At 38.9% G+C, this 22,619-nt stretch carries 25 protein-coding genes; 15 read left to right on the top strand and 10 right to left on the bottom strand.

What is annotated here, in order from left to right; translation table 11 throughout:
• From ACJJVX_RS09655 to ACJJVX_RS09690, 8 genes are read left to right on the top strand one after another with little or no spacing between them, the layout of a single operon-like run.
• The gene (locus tag ACJJVX_RS09655) at positions 1-738 is read left to right on the top strand and encodes a heme ABC transporter permease (protein ID WP_054203284.1); all 738 of its coding nucleotides are present in this window, start codon (positions 1-3) and stop codon (positions 736-738) included.
• Between the two features lie 2 nt (positions 739-740).
• Positions 741-944 (top strand): heme exporter protein CcmD, encoded by a 204-nt coding sequence (gene ccmD, locus ACJJVX_RS09660; protein WP_054453897.1) that lies wholly within the window; start codon positions 741-743, stop codon positions 942-944.
• Positions 941-1,420, top strand: a complete 480-nt coding sequence (gene ccmE, locus ACJJVX_RS09665; protein ID WP_054203282.1) for a cytochrome c maturation protein CcmE — start codon at positions 941-943, stop codon at positions 1,418-1,420. Before ccmD ends, ccmE begins: the two co-directional genes overlap by 4 nt.
• 1 nt (position 1,421) lies before the next feature.
• Positions 1,422-3,392, top strand: coding sequence for a heme lyase CcmF/NrfE family subunit (locus ACJJVX_RS09670; protein WP_405631229.1), 1,971 nt, complete (start codon positions 1,422-1,424; stop codon positions 3,390-3,392).
• Positions 3,389-3,961 (top strand): redoxin family protein, encoded by a 573-nt coding sequence (locus ACJJVX_RS09675; RefSeq protein WP_054203280.1) that lies wholly within the window; start codon positions 3,389-3,391, stop codon positions 3,959-3,961. Before ACJJVX_RS09670 ends, ACJJVX_RS09675 begins: the two co-directional genes overlap by 4 nt.
• On the top strand, positions 3,958-4,419 hold the full coding sequence (locus ACJJVX_RS09680) for a cytochrome c-type biogenesis protein (RefSeq protein WP_054203279.1): 462 nt from the start codon (positions 3,958-3,960) through the stop codon (positions 4,417-4,419). Before ACJJVX_RS09675 ends, ACJJVX_RS09680 begins: the two co-directional genes overlap by 4 nt.
• Positions 4,420-5,694 carry a c-type cytochrome biogenesis protein CcmI gene (gene ccmI / locus ACJJVX_RS09685; RefSeq protein ID WP_405631231.1) on the top strand — a complete coding sequence of 425 codons (1,275 nt, stop codon included), beginning with the start codon at positions 4,420-4,422 and terminating at the stop codon, positions 5,692-5,694. It abuts the gene before it with no gap.
• 9 nt (positions 5,695-5,703) lie between these two features.
• Positions 5,704-6,435: a VacJ family lipoprotein gene (locus ACJJVX_RS09690; protein WP_054203277.1), complete on the top strand. Its 732-nt coding sequence runs from the start codon at positions 5,704-5,706 to the stop codon at positions 6,433-6,435.
• 138 nt (positions 6,436-6,573) lie between these two features.
• On the opposite strand, the gene ACJJVX_RS09695 is transcribed toward ACJJVX_RS09690, so the two are convergent.
• Complete coding sequence (locus ACJJVX_RS09695) at positions 6,574-7,797, bottom strand: EAL and HDOD domain-containing protein (RefSeq protein ID WP_054203276.1); 1,224 nt, start codon at positions 7,795-7,797, stop codon at positions 6,574-6,576.
• Between the two features lie 368 nt (positions 7,798-8,165).
• Between ACJJVX_RS09695 and putP the strand changes: the two genes are divergently transcribed.
• Entirely contained in the window at positions 8,166-9,644 is a 1,479-nt protein-coding gene (gene putP / locus ACJJVX_RS09700; protein ID WP_054203275.1) for a sodium/proline symporter PutP, read from the top strand.
• Positions 9,645-9,713: 69 nt separating this feature from the next.
• Here putP and ACJJVX_RS09705 read toward each other — a convergent pair whose 3' ends face one another.
• Positions 9,714-10,034 carry a YebG family protein gene (locus tag ACJJVX_RS09705; RefSeq protein ID WP_405631235.1) on the bottom strand — a complete coding sequence of 107 codons (321 nt, stop codon included), beginning with the start codon at positions 10,032-10,034 and terminating at the stop codon, positions 9,714-9,716.
• Positions 10,035-10,296: 262 nt separating this feature from the next.
• On the opposite strand from ACJJVX_RS09705, the gene ACJJVX_RS09710 reads away from it, so the two are divergent.
• A complete protein-coding gene (locus tag ACJJVX_RS09710; RefSeq protein WP_054203273.1) occupies positions 10,297-10,593 on the top strand; it encodes a ComEA family DNA-binding protein in 297 nt (98 codons plus the stop codon).
• A 13-nt stretch (positions 10,594-10,606) separates the two neighbouring features.
• Here the strand turns inward: ACJJVX_RS09710 and ACJJVX_RS09715 are convergent, their stop codons facing one another.
• Together ACJJVX_RS09715 and dsbB are read right to left on the bottom strand one after the other, a co-directional pair.
• A complete protein-coding gene (locus ACJJVX_RS09715; RefSeq protein WP_316244664.1) occupies positions 10,607-10,924 on the bottom strand; it encodes a hypothetical protein in 318 nt (105 codons plus the stop codon).
• Complete coding sequence (dsbB, locus tag ACJJVX_RS09720; RefSeq protein ID WP_405631238.1) at positions 10,921-11,433, bottom strand: disulfide bond formation protein DsbB; 513 nt, start codon at positions 11,431-11,433, stop codon at positions 10,921-10,923. The genes ACJJVX_RS09715 and dsbB overlap by 4 nt, the downstream gene beginning before the upstream one ends.
• A gap of 328 nt (positions 11,434-11,761) precedes the next feature.
• Between dsbB and fadR the strand changes: the two genes are divergently transcribed.
• Together fadR and ACJJVX_RS09730 are read left to right on the top strand one after the other, a co-directional pair.
• A complete protein-coding gene (gene fadR / locus ACJJVX_RS09725; protein ID WP_054203271.1) occupies positions 11,762-12,475 on the top strand; it encodes a fatty acid metabolism transcriptional regulator FadR in 714 nt (237 codons plus the stop codon).
• A gap of 249 nt (positions 12,476-12,724) precedes the next feature.
• On the top strand, positions 12,725-13,330 hold the full coding sequence (locus ACJJVX_RS09730) for a peroxiredoxin C (protein ID WP_054203270.1): 606 nt from the start codon (positions 12,725-12,727) through the stop codon (positions 13,328-13,330).
• A 65-nt stretch (positions 13,331-13,395) separates the two neighbouring features.
• Here the strand turns inward: ACJJVX_RS09730 and ACJJVX_RS09735 are convergent, their stop codons facing one another.
• Positions 13,396-16,080: a TonB-dependent siderophore receptor gene (locus ACJJVX_RS09735; protein WP_054203269.1), complete on the bottom strand. Its 2,685-nt coding sequence runs from the start codon at positions 16,078-16,080 to the stop codon at positions 13,396-13,398.
• A gap of 165 nt (positions 16,081-16,245) precedes the next feature.
• On the bottom strand, positions 16,246-16,725 hold the full coding sequence (gene smpB / locus ACJJVX_RS09740) for an SsrA-binding protein SmpB (protein WP_054203268.1): 480 nt from the start codon (positions 16,723-16,725) through the stop codon (positions 16,246-16,248).
• A 145-nt stretch (positions 16,726-16,870) separates the two neighbouring features.
• Between smpB and ACJJVX_RS09745 the strand changes: the two genes are divergently transcribed.
• Together ACJJVX_RS09745 and ACJJVX_RS09750 are read left to right on the top strand one after the other, a co-directional pair.
• A complete protein-coding gene (locus ACJJVX_RS09745) occupies positions 16,871-17,311 on the top strand; it encodes a type II toxin-antitoxin system RatA family toxin (protein WP_054203267.1) in 441 nt (146 codons plus the stop codon).
• Positions 17,308-17,637 (top strand): RnfH family protein, encoded by a 330-nt coding sequence (locus tag ACJJVX_RS09750; protein ID WP_054453904.1) that lies wholly within the window; start codon positions 17,308-17,310, stop codon positions 17,635-17,637. The genes ACJJVX_RS09745 and ACJJVX_RS09750 overlap by 4 nt, the downstream gene beginning before the upstream one ends.
• A 62-nt stretch (positions 17,638-17,699) precedes the next feature.
• Here ACJJVX_RS09750 and ACJJVX_RS09755 read toward each other — a convergent pair whose 3' ends face one another.
• On the bottom strand, positions 17,700-18,059 hold the full coding sequence (locus ACJJVX_RS09755; protein WP_054203265.1) for an outer membrane protein assembly factor BamE: 360 nt from the start codon (positions 18,057-18,059) through the stop codon (positions 17,700-17,702).
• A gap of 119 nt (positions 18,060-18,178) precedes the next feature.
• Here ACJJVX_RS09755 and ACJJVX_RS09760 point away from each other — a divergent pair, with 119 nt between their 5' ends.
• Positions 18,179-18,520: a GIY-YIG nuclease family protein gene (locus tag ACJJVX_RS09760; RefSeq protein WP_054203264.1), complete on the top strand. Its 342-nt coding sequence runs from the start codon at positions 18,179-18,181 to the stop codon at positions 18,518-18,520.
• Here ACJJVX_RS09760 and ACJJVX_RS09765 read toward each other — a convergent pair.
• The 3 genes from ACJJVX_RS09765 to ACJJVX_RS09775 form a co-directional block, all read right to left on the bottom strand.
• Positions 18,489-19,352 carry a M20/M25/M40 family metallo-hydrolase gene (locus ACJJVX_RS09765; protein ID WP_405631241.1) on the bottom strand — a complete coding sequence of 288 codons (864 nt, stop codon included), beginning with the start codon at positions 19,350-19,352 and terminating at the stop codon, positions 18,489-18,491. The two genes, ACJJVX_RS09760 and ACJJVX_RS09765, sit on opposite strands and share 32 nt — an antisense overlap.
• 28 nt (positions 19,353-19,380) lie before the next feature.
• Positions 19,381-20,574 carry a tetratricopeptide repeat protein gene (locus ACJJVX_RS09770; protein ID WP_405631244.1) on the bottom strand — a complete coding sequence of 398 codons (1,194 nt, stop codon included), beginning with the start codon at positions 20,572-20,574 and terminating at the stop codon, positions 19,381-19,383.
• A gap of 79 nt (positions 20,575-20,653) precedes the next feature.
• Complete coding sequence (locus ACJJVX_RS09775) at positions 20,654-22,567, bottom strand: methyl-accepting chemotaxis protein (RefSeq protein WP_054203262.1); 1,914 nt, start codon at positions 22,565-22,567, stop codon at positions 20,654-20,656.
• Between the last annotated feature and the right edge of the window lie 52 nt (positions 22,568-22,619).

A 22,619-nucleotide genomic window follows, 5' to 3' on the forward strand; every position in this document is an offset into this window, starting at 1 on the left:
ATGTGGAAGTGGTTACATCCCTACGCTAAAGCAGATCGTGCATATCAATTATGTAATACGTTACTGCCCTATTTTGCCGTAATAACGGTTGTGTGTATGATTGTTGGTTGGGTTTGGGGTTTGGCGTACGCGCCGGCTGATTACCAACAAAAAGACAGCTATCGTATTATTTTTATTCATGTTCCTTCAGCAATTTTATCAATGGGAGCATATTCTTCTATGGCCATAGCCGCTATCGTGGCACTTGTATGGCAACTTCGTAATGCAGAGCTTGCCGTTATTGCAATTGCACCTGTGGGCGCATGTGTTACAGCTATCGCACTTATTACTGGTGCTGCATGGGGTAAACCTATGTGGGGTGCTTGGTGGGTGTGGGATGCGCGTTTAACCTCAGAGTTAATTTTATTATTCTTATACCTAGGTGTGCTGTCGTTGTACCACGCTTTTGAAGACAAGAAAGCAGCGGGTCGAGCTGCGTCTATTCTTGCCATTGTAGGAGTTATAAATTTACCGATCATTCATTTCTCAGTTGAATGGTGGAACACACTACATCAAGGAGCAAGTATTACTAAATTCAATACTAATGCCATTGATCCAAGTATGTTTTGGCCACTAATGTTAAATATTGTTGCGTTTGCTGCATTCGTCGGCACTGTGACTTTAATGCGTCTTAAAAATGAAATTTTACAACGTGAAAAACACCGTCCTTGGGTTCGTCAGTTGTTAAATAGGGGCTAGTTATGCAGTTTGATTCTTTTTCTGATTTTATAGCCATGGGTGGTTATGGCTTTTATGTTTGGTTATCTTTTGGTTCCTGCGCGCTGATTTTAATAGGTATTTTACTCAGCTCGTTAAACGACACTAAACGCATTTTATCGTCTGTTCAGCAACAGGTTGACCGTGAAGCACGTATAAAACAGGCTAAACAGGAGCAGCAAGTATGAACCCAAGACGTAAAAAACGTTTATTAGCAGTCACTGCAATTGTATTTGGTGTAGGTGCGGTTATTGGATTAGTGCTTTATGCACTGCAAGAGAATATTAATTTATTTTACACCCCCAGTGAACTAATAGAAGGTAAAGGACCGAATAAAGAGTTGCCGTATATAGGCCAAAAATTACGTATCGGTGGCATGGTAGTGCCAGGTTCAGTGGTCCGTGATGAAACGAGCTTAGAAGTGAGCTTTAAGCTAATTGATACTGGGCCTTTAGTGACTATACGTTATCAAGGTATTTTGCCGGATTTATTTCGCGAGGGACAAGGGATTGTGGCGCAAGGGTTATTAGTTGAACCTAATGTGATAGAAGCCTTTGAAGTACTTGCCAAGCATGACGAAGAGTATATGCCAGCTGAAGTTGCTGAGGCAGTAAAAGGAATTAAACACGAGAAACCGAAGTACAACTTAGGAAGTGACTATTAATATGATCCCTGAAATCGGTTATTTTTCTTTAACACTCGCTATGGTGCTGAGTGTTTTACTGTGTATTTTTCCATTGTGGGGTGCGCATACAGGCAATTTACGCCTAATGCGTGCAGCGCCTTCATTGGCTATTGGTCAATTCGTTTTTGTTTTAATCTCATTTGCAGCATTAATTTATGCAAGTTTAACCGATGATTTTACTGTGGCGTATGTCGCATACCATTCAAGTAGTTCATTACCTTGGTATTATAAAATCACCTCTACATGGGGCGGACATGAAGGCGCAATTTTATTGTGGTTAGTCATGCAAGCTGGTTGGACTGCTGTCGTGGCGATGCGTTCAGGTTCTTTACCTTGGATACTCAGGGCTCGCGTGCTTGGCGTGCTAGGCTTTTTAGGGGTAGGCTTTATGCTTTATACGCTCTTAATGTCTAGTCCATTTGAGCTACTCTTACCTTACTATCCAGTTGAAGGCCGTGATTTAAATCCGTTATTACAAGATCCCGGTATGATTATCCATCCCCCATTATTATATATGGGCTATGTTGGCTTATCTGTTTCATTCTCATTTGCTATTGCTGCGTTATTGACCGGCAAACTCGATAATACATGGGCAAAATGGTCACGTCCTTGGACTATGACTGCCTGGGGCTTCTTAACTTTGGGTATAACAGTCGGTAGCTGGTGGGCATACGCGGAATTAGGTTGGGGCGGTTGGTGGTTCTGGGATCCTGTTGAAAATGCATCTCTAATGCCATGGCTTGTTGCCACAGCGTTATTACACTCACTGTCAGTGACTGAAAAGCGTGGCGTATTCAAATCATGGACAGTTTTACTTGCTATCTCAGCTTTCTCTTTGAGCTTATTAGGCACGTTTATTGTTCGTTCAGGTATTATTGTTTCGGTCCATGCATTTGCGACAGACCCTGATCGTGGTTTATTTATTCTTGCATTTTTAGCGATTGTTGTAGGCGGTGGTTTAACGCTCTATGCCTTTAGAGTATCGCAAGTAAAAAGTGAAGGGCGCTATAAGTTAGTCTCTCGAGAAGTTGCATTATGGCTGAATAATATCTTTTTAGTGGTTGCGACATTCATTGTTTTATTAGGCACTTTGTTACCTATGATCCACAAAGAAATGGGCTTAGGCAGCATTTCAATTGGCGAACCATTCTTTAATAAGATGTTTGCAATTTTATTGGTACCATTTGCAATACTAATGGGAATTGGGCCGCTATTACGTTGGAAGCAAAATAAATGGGCATTTTTACAAAATAAATTACTCATAGCAGCAGTTGCAAGCATAGTGGTCACCGCAGGCTGGCTATTTTTAAGTTATGAGGATGTTGCACCCCTTACATTATTAGCAACAACATTAGCCATGTGGATTATGTTCACAACAGCATCAGATTTATATGATAAAACCCTTGTTCATGGCAGCTTTATTAAAGGGTTAAAACGTTTGACTTTAAGCTACTGGGCAATGGTGTTGGGGCATGTTGGTATTGCCTTTGTTATTGCTGGAGTAACTTTAACATCAGCTTATTCAGTTGAACGAGATGTTTCAATGAAGCCATTGGACGTTGTTCAGCTTAATGAGTATGACTACCGCTTTGAGGGTGTAAAAAGCATTCGCGGGCCAAATTACAGTGGTCATGCTGGTGTAGTAAGCGTATTGAAAAATGGCTCACTCGTAACGAAATTATACGCAGAGAAACGTCAGTATGATATTGGCATGCAATTTATGACTGAAGCGGCGATTGATGCAGGGTTTACTCGAGATCTTTATTTAGCGCTAGGTGAGCAACTCAGTAATGGGGGCTGGTCGTTACGCATTTATCACAAACCATACGTGAGATGGATGTGGTTAGGTGGTATTTTAATTTCGTTGGCTGGGTTTATGATTTTAGGTGATAAACGCTACAGGACAAGCAGAAAAAGTGACGAGCAATTACAGCCGAAGGGTGTTGTATGAACCGTAAATTTTTAGCGCTATTGCCTTTATTAGCATTCGCACTGGTATGCGTGTTTTTATTTCAGGGATTATTTGCTAATCCCCGTGAGATTCAAACGGGTCGCTTAGGTCAACAAATGCCAGCATTTAATTTGCCAGATTTAATGCAAGACTCAAAGCGTTGGCAAGAAAGTGATTTAAAAGGCGATGTCTATTTATTAAATGTGTGGGGCACATGGTGCCCAACGTGTTTAGCAGAACTTGATTATCTTACCCAATTACGAGAACAAGGCGTCAGAATTATAGGGCTCTATTACGTACAAAGTTATGACAGTGACTTTGATGGTGAGTTTGATATTGTCGCACTGCGTGATGAAGTCAGCACGATGTTAGGTCGTGCAGGTGACCCATACCAATTTAATATCTTAGACTTAAACCGCACACTGGCATTGGATTTAGGTGTATCGGGTGCACCAGAAACGTTTTTAGTGGATAGCAAAGGTACTATTTTGCTTCATCACACGGGGGATATTAATCCACGCGTGTGGCGTGCTAAATTTGCACCGTTAATGCAGGAGTTAAAGCCATGAAGTATGTATTAATTAGTTTTTTCTTATTATTCAGCACAGGAATTCTCGCTGAACAAAACCGCTACGTTTTTGCCAATGATGAGCAAGCTCAGCGCTTTGGTGAGTTAACAAAAGAACTGCGTTGTCCAAAATGTCAAAATCAAAACATTGCAGACTCTGATGCTGTAGTTGCAAAAGATTTGCGTGATAAAGTACTGTTGCTCGTTAAAGATGGCAAAACAAAAGATGAAGTAATTGACTATATGATAGATCGTTATGGTTACTTTGTTCATTACGAACCACCCGTTACGCCGGCCACGTTAGTATTGTGGGTATTACCAGTATTAATCGTTATTTTTGGTTTTGGTTTCATTGTGTTTCGCCAACGTAAAGCGGCTGTCAAACAAACATGGAATGATCAAGATGAAGTGTTATTAACTAAGTTAATTGCAAAAAACCAGCGTCAGGAGCAAAACTAAATGATTTTAATGTGGGCATCGTTTGTGCTACTGACGCTTTTGGCTATCGCGTTTGTGGCTTTGCCTTTTTTAACCAAAGAGCGAATACAGAATCTAACCTATAATGCTAACTCTGAATTAATTGCTATTTATGAGCAACGACTTGGTGAGCTTAGTTTAGATCTGGCTGAGCAGCGCATAGAACAACAAAGTTACGATGAGTCAATTATTGAATTGAAATGTCGATTGTTAAATGAGCTATCGCCAGAAAAGTCACTCTTCAGTCGTGGAAATAATCGTATTTTTGCGTTGACGGGCAGTGCATTTTTAGTCGTCTTAACCTTAATATTTTATACCGCAACAGGTTCGCAGCATCAATTAGAAAGCTGGAAGGCTGCGATGGAAAATTTACCTGAATATGGTGAGCGTGCAGTGATGCAAAAAGGTGAACCATTAACGCAGAATGAGCTTCAAGCGTTCGCGTTGGGTTTACGCACTAAGCTTGCGCAAAGTGGTGATGATGAAGTTGCATGGATGTTACTAGGTCGCGTTGCGATGTCTTTAAATGAATATGACATGGCTCAGCAATCATTTGATAAAGTACTGCGTTTAAACCCTGAAAACTTGGCTGTATTGATCAGTTATAGTCAGTTAATGTTGCTCCAAGGCGACGATGTTAGTATGAATAAAGCAGCGCAAATGCTATCACGTGTATTAAAAGATGAACCTACAAATCTTGATGCTATTTCATTATTAGCGCTTATTGCTTATGAACGCCACGATTGGCTGGAAGCAAAAGCTGCATTTGAGATGCTTTTAAACAGCATGGATGAACAAGATAGTCGTTATAATATGATTGCACAGAGAATCGCAGAGATTGATCAAAATATTGCAGCCAAGAACACGCAGATCACCCCTGTAGAGAAGTCGTTTGCTGCAAGTACAGAGACAAGTAATATTTCCGTCACGATTGAGCTTGCTCCTCAACTGATAGCAAACTTACCTGAAAAAGGCACTTTATTTGTATTTGCAAAAGCAGCCAGTGGCCCTGCAATGCCGCTTGCAGTTGTAAAGTTAACGCAATATAGTTTTCCTCTTCAAGTCCAATTAAGCGATAACAACTCAATGGTTGAAGGTTTAACGCTTTCAAGTACCGAGCAAATAATATTAACAGCACGTATTTCAAAAGACGCTTCTGTAATGCCATCAAGTGGTGAGCTTGAAGGAAAATCAGGTATTTTACAGCGCAGTGAAACGAGCGAATACACTCTATTAATAGATGAGCTAATACCTTAAGGATAAAAGATGTTAAGACAGAGTTTGATTATATTAGGGTTACTAGTGAGCGCGGGATGCGCACAAGTACCAGAAGAAAAAGCGGATGAGCGTGACCCGCTGCAATCATTTAATCGTCCAATGTATGACTTTAATATGGATGTGTTGGATGCTTACATTCTTCGCCCTGTTGCAGTTGGGTATGTTGCTGTTACACCAACACCTGTAAGACGAAGCTTAGTTAATTTTACAGATAACATCAGTGCCCCAACGGATGTTATTAATGCGACATTACAAGGTAAAGCTGGTAATGCGGGCATTAGTATTGCTCGCTTTTTAGTTAATTCAACCGTGGGTATTTTTGGTGTTTTTGATGTTGCCAGCTCTCTTGGTCTAAATATTATAGATGAAGATTTCGGACAAACCCTAGGTGTGTGGGGAGTCGGCGATGGTGCGTATTTAATGTTACCAGGTATGGGACCATCAACAGCGCGTAATCTAGCTGGCGATGTGGTCGATGGTTTTGTATTACCTGAGATAGCCTTAACCACACCACAAACAGTGCTAGTATTTGCTTTTAAAGCAATTGAAGCGCGAGCGTCATTAATTCCACAAGAAAGCTTACTGAATGAATCTTTAGACCCTTATATTTTTATGAAGGATATCTATTTCCAACGTCAGTTATATGAATTGTATGATGGTAATCCACCAATTGAGAAAGAGCCTGAAGATTTTGATGAAGACTTTTTAGAAAGTTTGTAATTGAAAACATAAAAAATGCCAGCTAAGCTGGCATTTTTTATGTTTATACTAATCTGCATAAATATTTGAACAATTTAACGAATTAAATAGCCCCCATATCTACGCTGATTGGTATTAGATGATTAGGCTGAAAGCTTATTATTCACCAAGTACTCTCATTTGTTCGTTTGCCCAGTTTACGGCGTCATGGTACGCATCTGGCACTTTATCTGTTGCTAAGCCAAGCTGCTCTTGTATTGCATTCGCGCCTTGCCAATTTGCTTGTTCATAGAGTTTTACTAAACGTAAGTATTGTGCCAGCAAGCCCTCGTCTTTAACGAGTGCTAATTTTATGTCATTGGATAGTGGTAACTTTTCCATAACACTTTCCATACTTTCATCGAGTATGGCATCCATTAACGACATCATACCGGTCAAAAATGCCATGCCTGTATCTTTAAATTTATTATGATTTATTGCGAGTAACTCAGTAAAGCGTGCGCGAGTGAGCGATAATCTAATTAGTTCTGCAGGTTTATCTGCGGCAACTTGAGATGCAAAAAGTAGCGATAAAAACTTTTTAATTTCTTGTGCGCCTAAAACAATTAAGGCTTGTTTTATGGTATTTATTTCAGCTCTTCGCTTGAATGCAGCAGAATTACTATAGCGCAGAAGTTTGTAAGATAAGTTTACATCTCTTTCAAAAACTTCGGTAATTTTCTTTAAGTTTAAGTCAACAGTCGACGTTTCATAGAGTAATTCAGCAAGTGCCATTTCTGATGGAGGCAGTGTTTTACTTTGTACCATTTCAGGTTTAGAAAAGAAAAACCCTTGAAAGTATGTAAACCCTAGTTCAAGTGCTAATTGATACTTTTCGTATGTTTCGACTTTCTCAGCCAATAATTTAATTTGTGGGAATGGCTTAATTGCTTCAATAACTTCATGGATAGTATCAAGTTCACAGGTCAAAAAATCGATTTTGATGATATCAATAAAAGGGTAAAAATGACGCCATACAGGCTGGTGAATATAATCATCAAGCGCTAGGGTATAGCCTTTTTCTTTTAAGTCTTTGACTAAAGAAAGTAAACGTTTCCCTGGTTGAATTGTCTCTAATATTTCGACCACAATTTGTTCTTTGCCTAATAGAGTAGGGTAGCCTTTTTGCAGTGTGTCGAGTGTAAAGTTTATAAAAGCAGGTTTGTTATCGGTTAAATCTTCTAAACCAAAGTTAAACTGGCTGCCCTCAATTAGTCGCGAGGTCGCTTCATCGCCATCGATGTTGGGAAATACATTATCAACGCCATCACGAAATAGTAACTCGTAACCTACAAGTTTTTTTTCACGGTCTAGAATTGGTTGGCGCGCAGCATAAAAATACATAAACAACAGATCCACATCAGTTAAACGATTACATCAGCAATATAAGGTAAAACATAGCAAATAGCATTAACTATATTTTCAAAATTAAACCTATAGTATTGGTGTGTACCAGTGTATAGATCTTATCCTAGGGTAAATAGTCATTAATTTCCATTGATATACACTAAATTTACTGCTTTTCACAAAAAATCAGAATGTTCTCATATGGTTGCTAGATTAGTCGTACTAATTGGAGTTATTTACCCTTAGCATGATATAGTCAAGCACTAGGTTGGTTTTTACACCAATAATGTCTTATTTATAGCATTGATTTGCGAGTCATTATTAGGATTAAATGCCTGATTTAAACTTCTTTATCGGAGGCGAATTTGGAAACTGGAATGATTATTTCTTTGGCAGCATACTTTATTGTAATGCTCGGCATTGGTTTGTATGCATATAAACAGTCAACCAGCGATGTGTCGGGTTACATGCTTGGTGGTCGTAGTTTATCACCAGGTGTAGCTGCATTATCTGCAGGTGCATCAGATATGAGTGGCTGGATCTTGATGGGGCTACCTGGCGCTATGTTTGTTACTGGGTTTAGCAGTACATGGATTGCGTTAGGCTTAATTATCGGCGCATGGTTAAACTACTTTTTGGTCGCACCGCGATTACGTGTTTATACTGAAAAAGCGAATGACTCTATTACTATCCCAGATTACTTTTCAAATCGTTTTAACGACAACAGTAACTTACTGCGAGTAGTGTCTGCGGTTGTGATTATTGTTTTCTTTACTTTATATACCTCATCAGGTGTAGTGGCTGGTGGTAAATTATTTGAAAGTTCATTTGGTTTAAGTTATGAAATGGGACTTTATATTACAACAGGTGTTGTAGTTTTATATACTTTGTTCGGTGGGTTTTTAGCGGTAAGCCTGACTGATTTTGTACAAGGTTGTATTATGTTCATTGCTTTAATTTTAGTACCTACGGTGACTTATACATTACTAGAACAGCCTTTAACATCAACACTTAACAGTATTAACCCGCAAATGCTGCAATGGATTGGGGCAGGTTCTTTGGTGAGTATTATATCAGCAATGGCATGGGGGTTAGGCTATTTTGGCCAGCCGCATATTATTGTTAGATTTATGTCTGTTCGAAGCGTCAAAGATATGCCTACCGCACGTCGTATAGGTATGAGCTGGATGATAGTTGCAGCGTTAGGTGCGGTAGCTACGGGTTTATGTGGAGCTGCATATGCCTATGAAAATGGCATCGTTGTTGATGATCCAGAAACAATATTTCTTGTTTTATCTGAATTACTTTTCCACCCACTTATTGCAGGCTTTTTATTAGCCGCTATATTAGCGGCAATTATGAGTACAATATCTTCGCAACTATTGGTGAGCTCAAGCTCGTTAACAGAAGATTTTTATAAGACATTTATTCGTCGAGATGCCACAGATAAAGAGCTTGTATTAGTAGGGCGAATCAGTGTTGCTTTAGTTGCTATTTGTGCCATTTACTTAGCGTATGATAGAGATAGTTCTATTTTAGACTTAGTAAGCAACGCATGGGCTGGTTTTGGCGCTGCATTTGGTCCACTGGTTCTATTTAGTTTATATTGGAAAAGAATGAACTTTGAGGGCGCATTAGCTGGTATGGTCGTCGGTGCTGTAACCGTGTTAGTGTGGTTTTATGCGCCGATAGAGGTTAATGGTGAACATATCAGTAAGTTAATTTACGGTATTGTTCCTGGGTTTATTTTATCAAGTATTGCAATTGTTGCTGTAAGCTTAACAACAGCAGCGCCGAGTGAAAAAATTACGCTATTGTTTGATGATGTCGAGAAATCGCTTTAATCATAATGTGTAATTAAGAATAAAAAAGGAGCTAATTAGCTCCTTTTTTATTTGTATTTTAGCTAAACGTTAACTGGCTGCTTTTTCTTCTGTGTTTTTCAGATCAGTAACGCTACTTACTTCTTTTTTAGATTTTGCAGATGAAGCCTTAATTGGTACTTCTTTTGCGCCTTTCAAAACATTCATGAAATCATCTTTGCTTTTTGCAATCTCAAGTGCGAGCGATTCAATTTGTTGCTCGCTTAAAGGCACATCGACCTTTTCTAGCATCGCCTCAAGTGATTCAGCGATATCGAGCATCTTGTCATACGCGTCAGCTTCTTTTTTAGTAGTAAACGTCATACGCTCGACTCCGTTTCTTTCTACAACATATTTAACAACAACAGCCATGATTTCTCCTGCCAACTTGCTTGGTGAATGATAATTCACCTTGATTGATTACTGTTTTTATGTACAGTAAATGTTTGTCCGGCTATTTGCAAGTGAACATTTTTATTTTTTTATTATCGGTACGGTTGACAAGATGGACGCTATTTACTTTATTTAAAAGGTCACACTTTTTCAGTATGGCTTTAATTAAAATTAGTCAAAAAGTGAGATCGCTTTATCAACTATTAACTGAGTCCACGAATGGACATCATGGAGGAGAAACATGAAGTTTTTAACTTTAATAGTCGTATTATTTGGTTTTGCAGTCGCCTTGCCAAGTTATGCGGTCGATAATAAGCCTGCTACAGCTAAAATTGCTCAAAAAGCTGAGGTTATTAATATTAATCAAGCAAACGTTGACCAATTGGTTCAATTACCAGGTATTGGTAAATCAAAAGCGCAGGCTATTATTGATTACCGTACTAAGCAGGGTAAATTTAAATCACTAGGTGAGCTTACTCAGGTTAAAGGTATTGGTGACAAAATCGTTGCAAAATTAGAAGGAAAAGTAACGCTTTAATTACAAAGGCGAGCTATTGCTCGCCTTGTTTCTCTTTATTATATAGTTTAATAGCCTCGGCTAAAAAAGGTTTTGAAAATTGTATTTCGACGGGCGTTGTCAATATTGGATAACTTATACCTGTGACAATTAATGCAAGTATCATCAGCCAGCCATCAATATAAACGAGTGAGAAAAACAATGGAATTAATAGAGTTAGCTTAGCGATACGTAGACTGATTTTTTGCATTGGGCTTAGCATGCTAAGTGCTATTGCGATTATATCTTGTCGCTGTCGCACTTTTAGATGCTTAAGTTGAGGTAACTGGCTTGATAAAAAAGCAGGCATCATAGACTCTTCTTAATGATTAAACGAGCGAAAACAACAGTTATTAATACAATACTGAATGCTGCAAATATCACTTCCATCCAAGCAGGCATACTCTTTCCTAAAAATTCCCAATCAATATTACCGCAATCACCGGTTGCAGCAAAAAAATTTGGTATCCATTCGTGTAAAGGCAGCGGGAAATTCGGCTCAAATTCACAACTAAAAGCAAATGGGTCAGTCGTTGTTTGCATATCAATGTGCTCACGTGCGATCAGGTAACCCCAAATACTGGCTGTTGCCCACGTCACAATACCTAAAAACCGAAAGATAAAATGGCTTGGTTTAATGGCGCCAATTAATCCGGCAACTAATAATCCCAGCATTGCAGTACGTTGATATATACACATAATGCAAGGCTCTAAGCCCATTTTATATTGAAAAAACAACGCAACAATTTCAAAGATAAATGCAGTCACTGCCAATAATATCCATGGAGTACGTTGCTGTGCTAAATTAGCTAACCAATTCATAAAACTTCCAATTAAAAACGCTGTAGTTAGATTATGACGTAGACGCTAAACCACACGCAAGGGTAAACATCACTTGTAGCTATAAAAAGTTATACGCTGTTATTTATTCTTTGATGAAAATATCGCGTTTCGTGATCGCTGTGTTTTAATATGTAAAAGACGCAAGATGTTATATTTTTATGGATAATCCTAATTATTAGTATAGATTGGAGTGGGAAATCAAATGAGGGCGTTCTGACTGACTTTACTTGTTAGTTTGGCTTCATCTGGTACAATCAGTCAGTTAACTTATAAAGTGATGTAATGTGATAACTCGAGTGGGAATTGAATGAGAATTTTTAAAGCTAAAAGTCCAGCTGGATTTGCGGAAGAGTACATTGTTGAATCAATTTGGAATGGTGATTTTCCTCCAGGCTCTATTCTTCCTGCTGAGCGTGAGTTATCAGAATTAATAGGTGTTACACGTACGACTTTACGCGAAGTGCTACAACGTTTAGCGCGTGATGGTTGGTTAACTATCCAACATGGTAAACCAACACGGGTTAACAACTTTTGGGAAACCTCAGGATTAAATATATTAGAAACGCTTGCGCGTCTTGATGAAGATAAAATGCCAGAGCTAACAGATCAATTATTATCTGCTAGGACTAATATTAGCGCAATTTATACTCGTGCAGCAATTAAACATGCACCAGATCGTGTGATTGAAATCTTATCACAAAGTGATGAGCTTGAAGATAGCGCACAAGCATTTGCAGATTATGATTATAAAGTTCACCATGAATTAGCGGTTGCCGGAAATAACCGTATTTATGTGTTAATTTTAAATGGCTTTAGAGGTTTTTACTCTAAAATAGCTTGTCATTACTTCTCTGATCCAGGCACACGTCAATTAGCGCGTCAGTTTTATAAAGACTTAACTATACTGGCCGAAAAGCGTGAACACGATGGCGCAATTTCATTGCTACGTAAATATGGTCATCAAACTGGTGAAGTATGGCAAAAAATTCGTGGTGACATGCCAGAAAATATTATGGACTAATGCAGTAAAATAGATAGATTGAAGAAACCTGCTTTTGCGGGTTTTTTTGTGTTCATTTTATGCATTAAAATATGTTCAATATTTTCGATTGGCTGCATCGAAAAATACGATTATCTATTTAAGCTTATTATCTCTAGAATATTTGGATAATTATGCATGTAAACCCTTGGTATTTCATTTTTTGATGCCATATTAAAGGCAAGCATTGCGTAAGCAATTAAAAGCAAACTCAAATATTTGGAGAATAAAATGGGTGTATTAGTAGGCCGCCAGGCACCAGACTTTACCGCTGCAGCAGTATTAGGTAACGGCGAGATCGTAGATAGCTACAATCTTCACGAAACAATTAAAGGTAAAAAAGCAGTTATTTTCTTTTACCCGTTAGATTTCACTTTCGTATGTCCTTCTGAACTAATTGCTTTTGACAAGCGTTTCGAAGAATTCCAAAAACGTGGTGTTGAAGTAATTGGTGTTTCAATTGATTCACAATTCTCACACAACGCATGGCGTAACACTGCTGTTGCAGATGGCGGCATTGGCCAAGTGCAATATGCATTAGTTGCAGACGTTAAACACGAAATTTGTAAAGCATATGACGTTGAGCACCCAGAAGCTGGCGTTGCATTTCGTGGTTCATTCTTAATCGACGAAGCAGGTAACGTTCGTCACCAAGTAGTGAACGACTTACCACTAGGTCGTAATATCGATGAAATGCTACGTATGGTTGATGCACTTGCATTTCATACTGAGCACGGTGAAGTATGCCCTGCTGGTTGGACTGAAGGTAAAAAAGGTATGGACGCAAGCCCTGCAGGCGTTGCTAAGTTCCTTTCTGAGAACGAAGGCGACCTATAATTTAGGCCTTTGTTTTAGAATATAAAAAACCCGCCAATTTGGCGGGTTTTTTTATGTGCTTTTATTTAGAACTTGTATGCAAGTTTAAAGTAAGCTTGGCGCCCGATAGCACTATGTGTCTTACTGTCAACGCCAAAAGAATCTGATGGTGCCTGTGGCGGTTCTTCATTTGTAAGGTTTGATGCACCTAAAGTTAGTGTTAATTCATCGAAACCTACATAACTGACTGATGTGTCGATTGAGGTCCAAGAATCAATATCAAAACGATCATTGTTTGTATCAGGTAAATCGTTGTAACCGCTTATATAGTTAATACCAACATTAGCAAGCCAGCTCTCATTACTCCAATCAACCCCTGCAACCCATCTAAATTCTGGATGTTGGAATTCACCATTAAGGTCTTCAGCGACAATACTCGTATTACCTTGTTTATCACTTTCAAACGATTGTTCTTCAAAATTTAGCGTGTAGGTTAAATTATAATTGAATTTGAATTCACCTAAGTTATCGGTATTTAAACGATAATTAAGATTTAAATCAAACCCATCCGTTTCTCGCCCGCCTATGTTTACGAATGTATCGTTGATCACTAAGATACGACCAAGATTACCACCTTGACTTGGTGCCCGTTGGACTAAAGCTTGATCGCTACCACAGCAGTCAACGAGTTTTTGAGCGCCAATTTTCTTAATGAGATCTTCTTGATCATAATTCCAGTAATCTACACCGACGCTAAAGTTATCAGTAGTTTGCCAAATAACACCTAAATTATAGTTACTTGATGTCTCTGGTTGTAAGTCAGGGTTACCAGCAACAATTGCGGTATATTCTGTAGGCTCGCAATCAGCTTCAGCGCCAGTTTGGCGACAACGCTCTTTATCAATAACGCTTGGTGATTCATCAGTTCGGCCAAGGTGCAATTGTACTAATGATGGCGCTCTAAATGCAGTTCCCCATGAACCACGAACAACCAAACTATCTAAAGGTGTCCAGCGAAAAGCAACTTTTGGGTCTGTGGTAGAGCCAAAGTCACTATAGTTTTCATGACGTAATGCTAATTGAAGCTCTAAAGTTTCAAGTACAGGCAAGCTTAACTCGGCAAAAATAGCCTTGTTATCACGTTCACCATTTGCCTGTGTTGCTTCAGTTCCAAAGATTTCACCACGTAAAAATTGTGCGTCAGGGTTATCTTCAATTCGTTCATTACGTGCTTCAAAGCCTATTGCTATTGCGGCCATATCATCACCCAACTCAAATAACTCACCAGAGATTGTGCCGTCAATAGATTGCATTGTTGAGGCGCCAGAGCGAGTAGTGGTTGTTTCAAAATAGGCAAGGGCAGCTTCAGTGTTGGTGCTTGGTTCAAATGGATTCCATAATCCTGAATCGATAGCTTCTTGAGTTCGAATTATATTAGGGAAACCATTAACTCCTTTTTCTACTGCGCTAGAGCGTATTGCTGAATATGCAACTTCCCAATCCCAGTCACTAAATGAGCCTCTAGCGCCTAAAACAGCGCGATAGTACTCAGAATCAACATCTTTTTGACGGTTGCCGATTTCGACTGTTCGTCGACGCATCGAAATATCTACACCGTGGAGGAAGTGGCTTGGATCATTAAAAAGAGGATGATTTGGATTATCCCCCATCATGGTTAATTCTGTAAAGCTTGGACTTGCTGCGCCTTCAATGAAGCTTGATGAGTGCTGAGCTGAAAATTCAGCAAAGCCTTCAATATTGTCTGTTATTTCTTGGCTTCCATTATAATTAAAGCTAATACGTTCTGTAGAAGGTACAAGAGTTGAGTGTGGCGCATAATCATAACGGCAAATATCACCGATGATAAGTGATTCGTCACAGGTGTCATTACCCCATACATCTGCAAATATGGTCTGCCTAACGGGGTTACCTTCGGGGTCAATTCTGCTAACGGGTAAAGCAGCCCACTGAGCATCCGTAAGCATCGCGCGCGTAACTTCAACTGAACCTGGAAATCCTGATGAGCTTAATGAGTTATTACCGCCGCGAAAACGCTGATCTGCAGTGGCTGTATAGCTACGCTGTGAATTTAAAATAGCGTCACGCTTGTAATAATCAATAGAGAAATTGTGCTTGCTGGTGTTACTGCTACTTCCCCAAAGTAAAGTTAGATTTTGTTCATCACCCCCACCGTCAGCGGTGGTGCTTGTTTTTGCCGCAACTTCAAACCCATCAATATCATCACGTAGTATTATGTTTATAACACCAGCAACTGCATCAGAGCCATATGTTGCAGATGCGCCATCTTTTAAAATATCAACACGTTTAACAGATGACATTGGGATACTATTTAAATCTACAAAAGATGTTTCGATATCTTTAGCAAATGGGCTCACAGCAACACGGCGGCCATTAATTAACACCAATGTAGATGATGCGCCAAGGCCTCTTAGTGCAACACTTGATCCACCATTGGCGGTGTCATCACTTGAATTACCTTGAGTGCTAAAAGTACCCGCACCTGATACAGGTAGTTTCTGTAAAGCACCTATTAAATCTGTTGAGCCTGTTGCGGCTAAATCTGCTGCCGATAATGATTGTACTGGTGATGGCCCTTCCATATCAGTACGTTTGATATGTGAGCCTGTGACTTGAATTCGCTCAACTTCTTTTGTTTCTGATGCGGAATAAGCTGTTGCAGAAAAGCCTACCGACAATGCTAGGGTTGTATAAGTAAGTAAATTTGGTGTAAATAAAACTGTTTTCTTCATCCTTAAGTCCTTGTTATAGTGTTGATATTATATTTTCAATAAACCAGTGATATCAATACCATGTAATCAAAATGTTATCAACTTGAGCGAAAGGTTAACTTATGAAGTTTTTTGTTTTAAGGTATAAAAATAAAAACGCCTAACATGGTGTTAGGCGTTATAGGGTTAAGCTTTGTGTTTCATTAACCGTTCTTTCTCGCGGGACCAGTCTTTACTTTTACCGTCTTCGCGTTTGTCATGCATTTTCTTACCTTTACCGAGTTGAAATTCTAATTTAACCCAGCATTTTTTCCAATACATGGCTGTAGCGATTAATGAATAACCATCGCGTTCAGTTGCACCAATTAAGCGGTCTAACTCACGCCGACTCAATAAGAGCTTGCGATAACGCAGTGGATCACAAATTACATGGGTAGAGGCACTATTAAGTGGCTGAATTTGACTGCCAAGTAAAAATGCTTCGCCATTTTTAAGGTGAATATAAGTTTCAGAGATATTTACTTTGCCAGCTCGGATGCTTTTTACTTCCCAGCCCTGCAGTTCGACACCAGCCTCAAACTTGTCGTGTAAAAAATACTCATGGCGCGCTTTTTTATTCAGCGCGATGGTATTACTTGTCGATTTAGATGAATTTTTCTTAGCCATAGTGTCCCATATTATACGTAAAGCTCTGCTTTTTACATCGATTTTTTATTTTTACTGTAAATAATCGATGATAAATAAAGCGTCGGGAAAGTTTGGGGAAAAACGCAAAACTTGCTAAAATTCGCCCACACAGTTGGGAGTGAGTATGCCACAAATAGAAAAAAGTGCGCTAGTAATGTATAGCAGCAAAGAGATGTTTGATTTAGTCAATGATGTGGATGCCTATCCTGAGTTTTTACCGCATTGCTCTGATGCAAAAATTATTGCACAACAAGACAATACAATGACTGCAAGTTTAGAGATATCTAAAGCAGGTATAAAAAAATGGTTTACCACTGAAAACACGTTTACAGATGAAAATACAGTGACTTTACGTTTAGTCGATGGGCCATTTAAAGCTTTGCAGGGGCGTTGGCACTTTCAGGTATTAGATGATACCGCATGTAAGGTTCAGCTTCAGTTGGAGTTTGAATTTGCGAGTAAGCTAATTGAACTTGCATTCGGCCGGGTATTTAATGATGTGGCGAAAAATATGGTCAATGCATTTACTCAGCGTGCTAAACAGGTATATGGACCAAGATTATGATTACAGTTGATGTTGTTTTTGCGCTACCGACCAGCGCAATAAGTTTACAAGTTGAAGTGCCAGTAGGAACAACCGCTGAGCAAGCAGTCATAAAGTCAGGAATTATTGCAAAATGCCCTGAAATAGATGCTACAGCACTCACTCTAGGTGTCTGGAATCGTACCTGCAAATTAACGCAAGTACTAGAGGATGGAGATAGGGTTGAAATTTATCGACCGCTAATTGCAGATCCAAAAGACGCAAGACGTAAACGGGCTGAAAAAGCCAAAGATGAAGGTCGGGCTAATAAAGTGACGGGGGGACGCCCGCTAGATAGAACACAGTAGTGCGAAACTAAAAAGGTTAGCGTGTGCTAACCTTTTTTAAATTTGCGAGTAGCAATTAAGTATTATTGCTCAAGTGGTGTATTAAACTCTTCAGGTTGCTCATAATCTCCACTTATCGATGTTAGCTTTTCATTATTAAATTTAACAGTAAGTAGTTTTCGTTGTTCACTGTCACGACCTAGGTTAAAGGTGTAAGAGTAATGCCATGTATTTTTATCAAAGGCATCTTTTGCAACAGGTTGGCCTAAAACATATACAACTTGCTCACGAGTCATGTTTATTCGAAGTTTATCAACATCAGTTTGCTCTAAAAAGTTACCTTGAGGGATATTGATACGATAAACCCAACTTGAACAACCTGCTGTTGCGCTTAGTGTAAGGGCAACGATAAACCAAAGAGAAAAAGTTTTTAACGACTGCATTGTTTGTTTGGATCCTTATTTTTTATAGACTGCATGATACCGATTAGTCACCTAAGGTAAAACCCTTTTGAGTAATTGTTTGTTACTTAATTCTTAGTATCTATGCTTGGAGCGCAATTTTGACCACAGAGTCCGATAAAAGTTTAACTATTCTTAAAGATAATGCTATAGCGAGTAGCTCTATTTGGTCCCTTTATATCGTGCAAACACGTTTTGGGCATTGGTATACGGGCATATCTACAGATGTTAGTAAGCGCTTTGCAAGCCATCAAGCGGGAAAAGGCGCTAAAAACCTAAGAGGAAAAGGGCCGCTTACACTTATTTATCAGCAAGAGATCGGGGATCGCAGTGCCGCAACTAAATTAGAAATTAAAGTCAAAAAGTTATCTAAACAGCAAAAACAGCGTTTTATGCAAGTTGGCCATTTGCCTACAGCTGCGAGAAATCGAACTGGCGAATGAACCGTTCAATATATATTACGCTTTTTACATACAAATCCTGATCAATATTTGCAAACGTATCAGTCTTTTTGTGATGATGAGGATCGTCCCCCATACCAAAGTAAACATAGGGTATACCGGCTTTTGCGAAGGAGTAATGATCGCTGGCTTTTCGCCAATCTATTTTATCGACTCTAAGCAGGCGGTTCATGTGCTTTGAGCTACTACTTACACGTACTCTGAGGTCATTCGATGAAATAGTCGCTAGTTGCGACTCAATCGTTTTTTTAAGTTTAGGCAGAGTAAATGCATATAAGGTTTTACTACGGGTACTCACAGCAAGCATATCCAAATTTATATTAAAAAGTACAGTGTCAGTCGGAAGTTGGCTTACAAAATACTTACTGCCGTGTAAACCGTTCTCTTCGGCGTCAGTAGCAACAAATATAATGTTAAACGTTGGCGTGTTTATTTTTAGCCGTTTAGCTAAATACAAAAGTGCACTCACACCACTGGCATTATCATTTGCGCCGGGGTAAAACTGTGTTCCTTTTTTTCCAAGATGATCATAATGGGCAGTAATGACAACCGTGAGAGACGTGCTATTTTGAGAGGTAAGAGTAGCGATAACATTATTGCCCGTACTGCGCGAAAAAAAACTACTTTGGTAACTAAACGTTTGCAACTCACTTGAATATCCTAATAACTCAAATCTATCTTTGAGATAAAGCGCACTTAACTCAGCGCCTGAGGTGTTTGTTTTTCGACCACTAAATACCGCAGAGCTTAAGTGCCTTAAATCATCAAGTAACTGTTGAGATGATGCGCTATTTACATCGCAAGGGAATAGCAAGACCGCAAGTAATATAAATATATGAGCTTTAATGATTATTCACCTTCGCAGTCATGTTGTTTAGAGCACGAAGTTTACCTTGATAGCGTTGTTTATCATGATCAAAATCTGCATATTTTCTAGCAAGGCCTAGTTGTTTATAAGCTTGCTTAAAATCACCTAGTTGGTAATAAGTACGGGCAAGGCCAAAATAGCTGTCATGAATTTTGTTATCTAAACGCTTAGCAGATAGAAAGTGCTTGATAGCATCTTGATAATTTTTAATATGATATGCAGTATTACCTAAAGACACATGATAATAAGGATTACTTTGGCGCTTTGTATTAAGACGTGACAAGATCGTTTGCGCCTCAGCTTGGCGACCTGTAATTTGGTATAACAGTGCTAAATTACCTAGGGCAGTATTATTATTACTATCTAGGGAGAAGGCATAATTATAGGCAATCTCGGCATTATCATATTGTTTATTGAGTCTAAAGAGCACGGCTAAATTCCCCCACGAGCCAGAATGTTGGGTATCTGCTTTTATAGCCGCAATATAGTAGCTATAGGCAATATCATAACGCTGATTTAGCATTGCTGCTGCACCTTTATTGTTATAAAACATCGCAGTAATTCGAGCTTTAGTAATAGGGGTTGTTTTAAACTTTTCACCGCGAGAGTTTGGATCAAAATCAATAATTAATGAGTTCGCTAAATTGTAAACGTAGTGAATACTGGCTTCTTTATTGCTAGGTTGTGAAACCGCAAGATTAATGTGCCCAGTGAGTAAGTTGTAACCTTTATTTAATGACCAGTACTCAGGGATGTGAACTTGTTGAAACTGCCCATACATGCCTAAATACTCAGCCATACTAAAAGCTAAAATCGATAGCGATAAGCAATTTGCATTTAAGTCGCGAAAAGTGTGTTCTGCAATAAGGGTTGCGCCTGATTGGTATGAAAGTGAATCATCGCCGTTATCTAATAAAAACGTCAAGAGCTTACGTGTTGATTGTAAATTTCTTTTGTGTGGTGGAAACTGTATATCTAGCTGCTGCATCATGTCATCACTGAGTCTAAATATCTCATCGGGTGTTTCTACATCAGACAGAGTAAATGTTTGGTTTTTAAATATTTCATTTGGAGGAGAGGGGACATCGTTAGGAATACTTTGACAGGCAGTTAATAGTAAAGTAGCGAAGAAAGTGGCTGCAAAATATAAGTGATTAGAAATAGTCATACTACACCCCAACTAATAAACAACTTAATTAAGTTTAGTCTATTTTGTAGTTGGGGCTATGGATAAATTATAAACTATGTCAGTGTTTTTCGAACGTGGCGACAAGTCTATCCAAAATTTGCGCGCTATTTGCCAGATCTTTGATTGCCTGTTCAGTGGTTATTTGTTCATGCATTGCTTTATCGCTGATCTCACTGATTTGTTCGATATTACGTCCGACATCAGCAACCACATTACTTTGCTCTTCAGTCGCAGTGGCGATGAGTGTTGCCATATCGTTTATTTCATTGGCTGTATTAGTGATTGCGGTGAGTAACAATACCGAGCTTTGCATGGCTTCAACGCTATCTTGTGCTTTATGTTTAGACTGAGCAATATTGTTAACAACACTTGTTGAAGTTTGTGTCAATTCCTCAATCATACCTTGTATTTCGGTTGTTGATTGTGATGTACGATTTGCTAATGCTCTGACTTCATCGGCGACAACAGCAAAACCTCTGCCGTGTTCGCCTGCTCGTGCTGATTCAATCGCGGCATTAAGAGCCAGTAAGTTTGTCTGTTCAGAAATCCCTCGAATTGAGTCAACAATACTGGCGATTGCAACGGTTTTTTGTGATAACACATTAACTTGAGTAATAATGAGGTCAATATCATTAGCTAAAGCCGATATCATTACTTGGCTTTGCGCAACTTGCTGGTGGCTTTGCTGTGTATTTGCTTTACTATCTTCGGTCAATTTAGCGGCCATTGCTGCGCTACTTGCAATTTCTTGAACTGTCGCGCCCATTTGGTTAATTGCTGCTGCAACTGAGATAGTCTGATCTTTTTGATTATCTAATGCCAGCGAGTTACGTTGCGCTTGATCGAAAACATGTTGTGAGCTTTGGCGTATATCGTGACTTTCACTGGCAACGTTGGCTATTGCAGTTTCTATTTTAGTAATAAAAAGATTAAAGCCATTGGTTAAATCAGTTAATTCTGGCTGCGACGATTCAGGTAAGCGATAAGCAAGATTAGCGTCTCCAGAGCCTAAGCGAGTAAATAGCTCTGCCATGTTTGAAAGTGGGGAAGAGAGTGAACGAGCAAGGAGGTAACTAAATACGCTCGCTAGTAATCCAATAATGACCGAAAATGTAATTATTTGCCACTTAAGCTTATCAATACTGGCAAACACTTCGTTTTTGGGGACTTGGGCAATAACATATAGTTCAGTGTTTTTGATTGGGCTTGCTGCAAGGAGTATATTTTCACCTTGAAAGCTAATTTCTTGAATTGAGAATGGCAGATTGTTCAATAGTTGTGTAGAAATATTACCTTGATAAAGTTTATCGAGTGTTTCTTTCGCGACTTTACTTGCATCTTTATGTAATTGAATAAGGCCACTTTTATCAGCTACAAAAACAAAGCCAGATTTTTCAATTTTAAATTTTTGCAGTAGAGTTTGCATATCATCAATGCTTTTAGCTAAGCCAGCCAAACCAGTGCCATTGACTTGTTGATGATTAACAAACATTTTCACATCATTTGATGATTCTTGGAAAATACTAATAGAGTAGGGCTGCTTAGACTGTTTAAAAGCAAAAAACCAACCATCTTGTTGCTGTGTTAACTCTCTTAAAAAACCATCTTGATTCCAGTATTGCGCTGTTTCTCTGTTTGCCCAAGACGCGGTGGCTAAATCGTATTGTTTCACTAAACGGTTTAATTCTTTGAGTAACAGGCGATCATTCGTATCTGTAGATTGTGACCAATCAAGTATAAATTCATTACTTGAAAGCTGCTCTGCGGCACTAATTAATTCATTAATATCATGAGAGATATAATTATTAATGGCTTGTAATTTACTTGGTAATTCAGATTCGATCATTCGGTGTTCTATTATATTTTTCGCACTGTATATCGACGTTGCACCAATAAATGCCGCAACAACGAAAGTAATAGAAATACCGAGCAAGGTAATTTTTTTGGTAATTGATAAATGGTTTAGTGTCATCAATGAGTCTTAATTTACAACTAATATAAGGCTTTATTCTAGCACACCCTTT

This window comes from Pseudoalteromonas sp. Ld20 (genome assembly GCF_045064175.1).
Classification (GTDB): Bacteria; Pseudomonadota; Gammaproteobacteria; order Enterobacterales; family Alteromonadaceae; genus Pseudoalteromonas; species Pseudoalteromonas neustonica.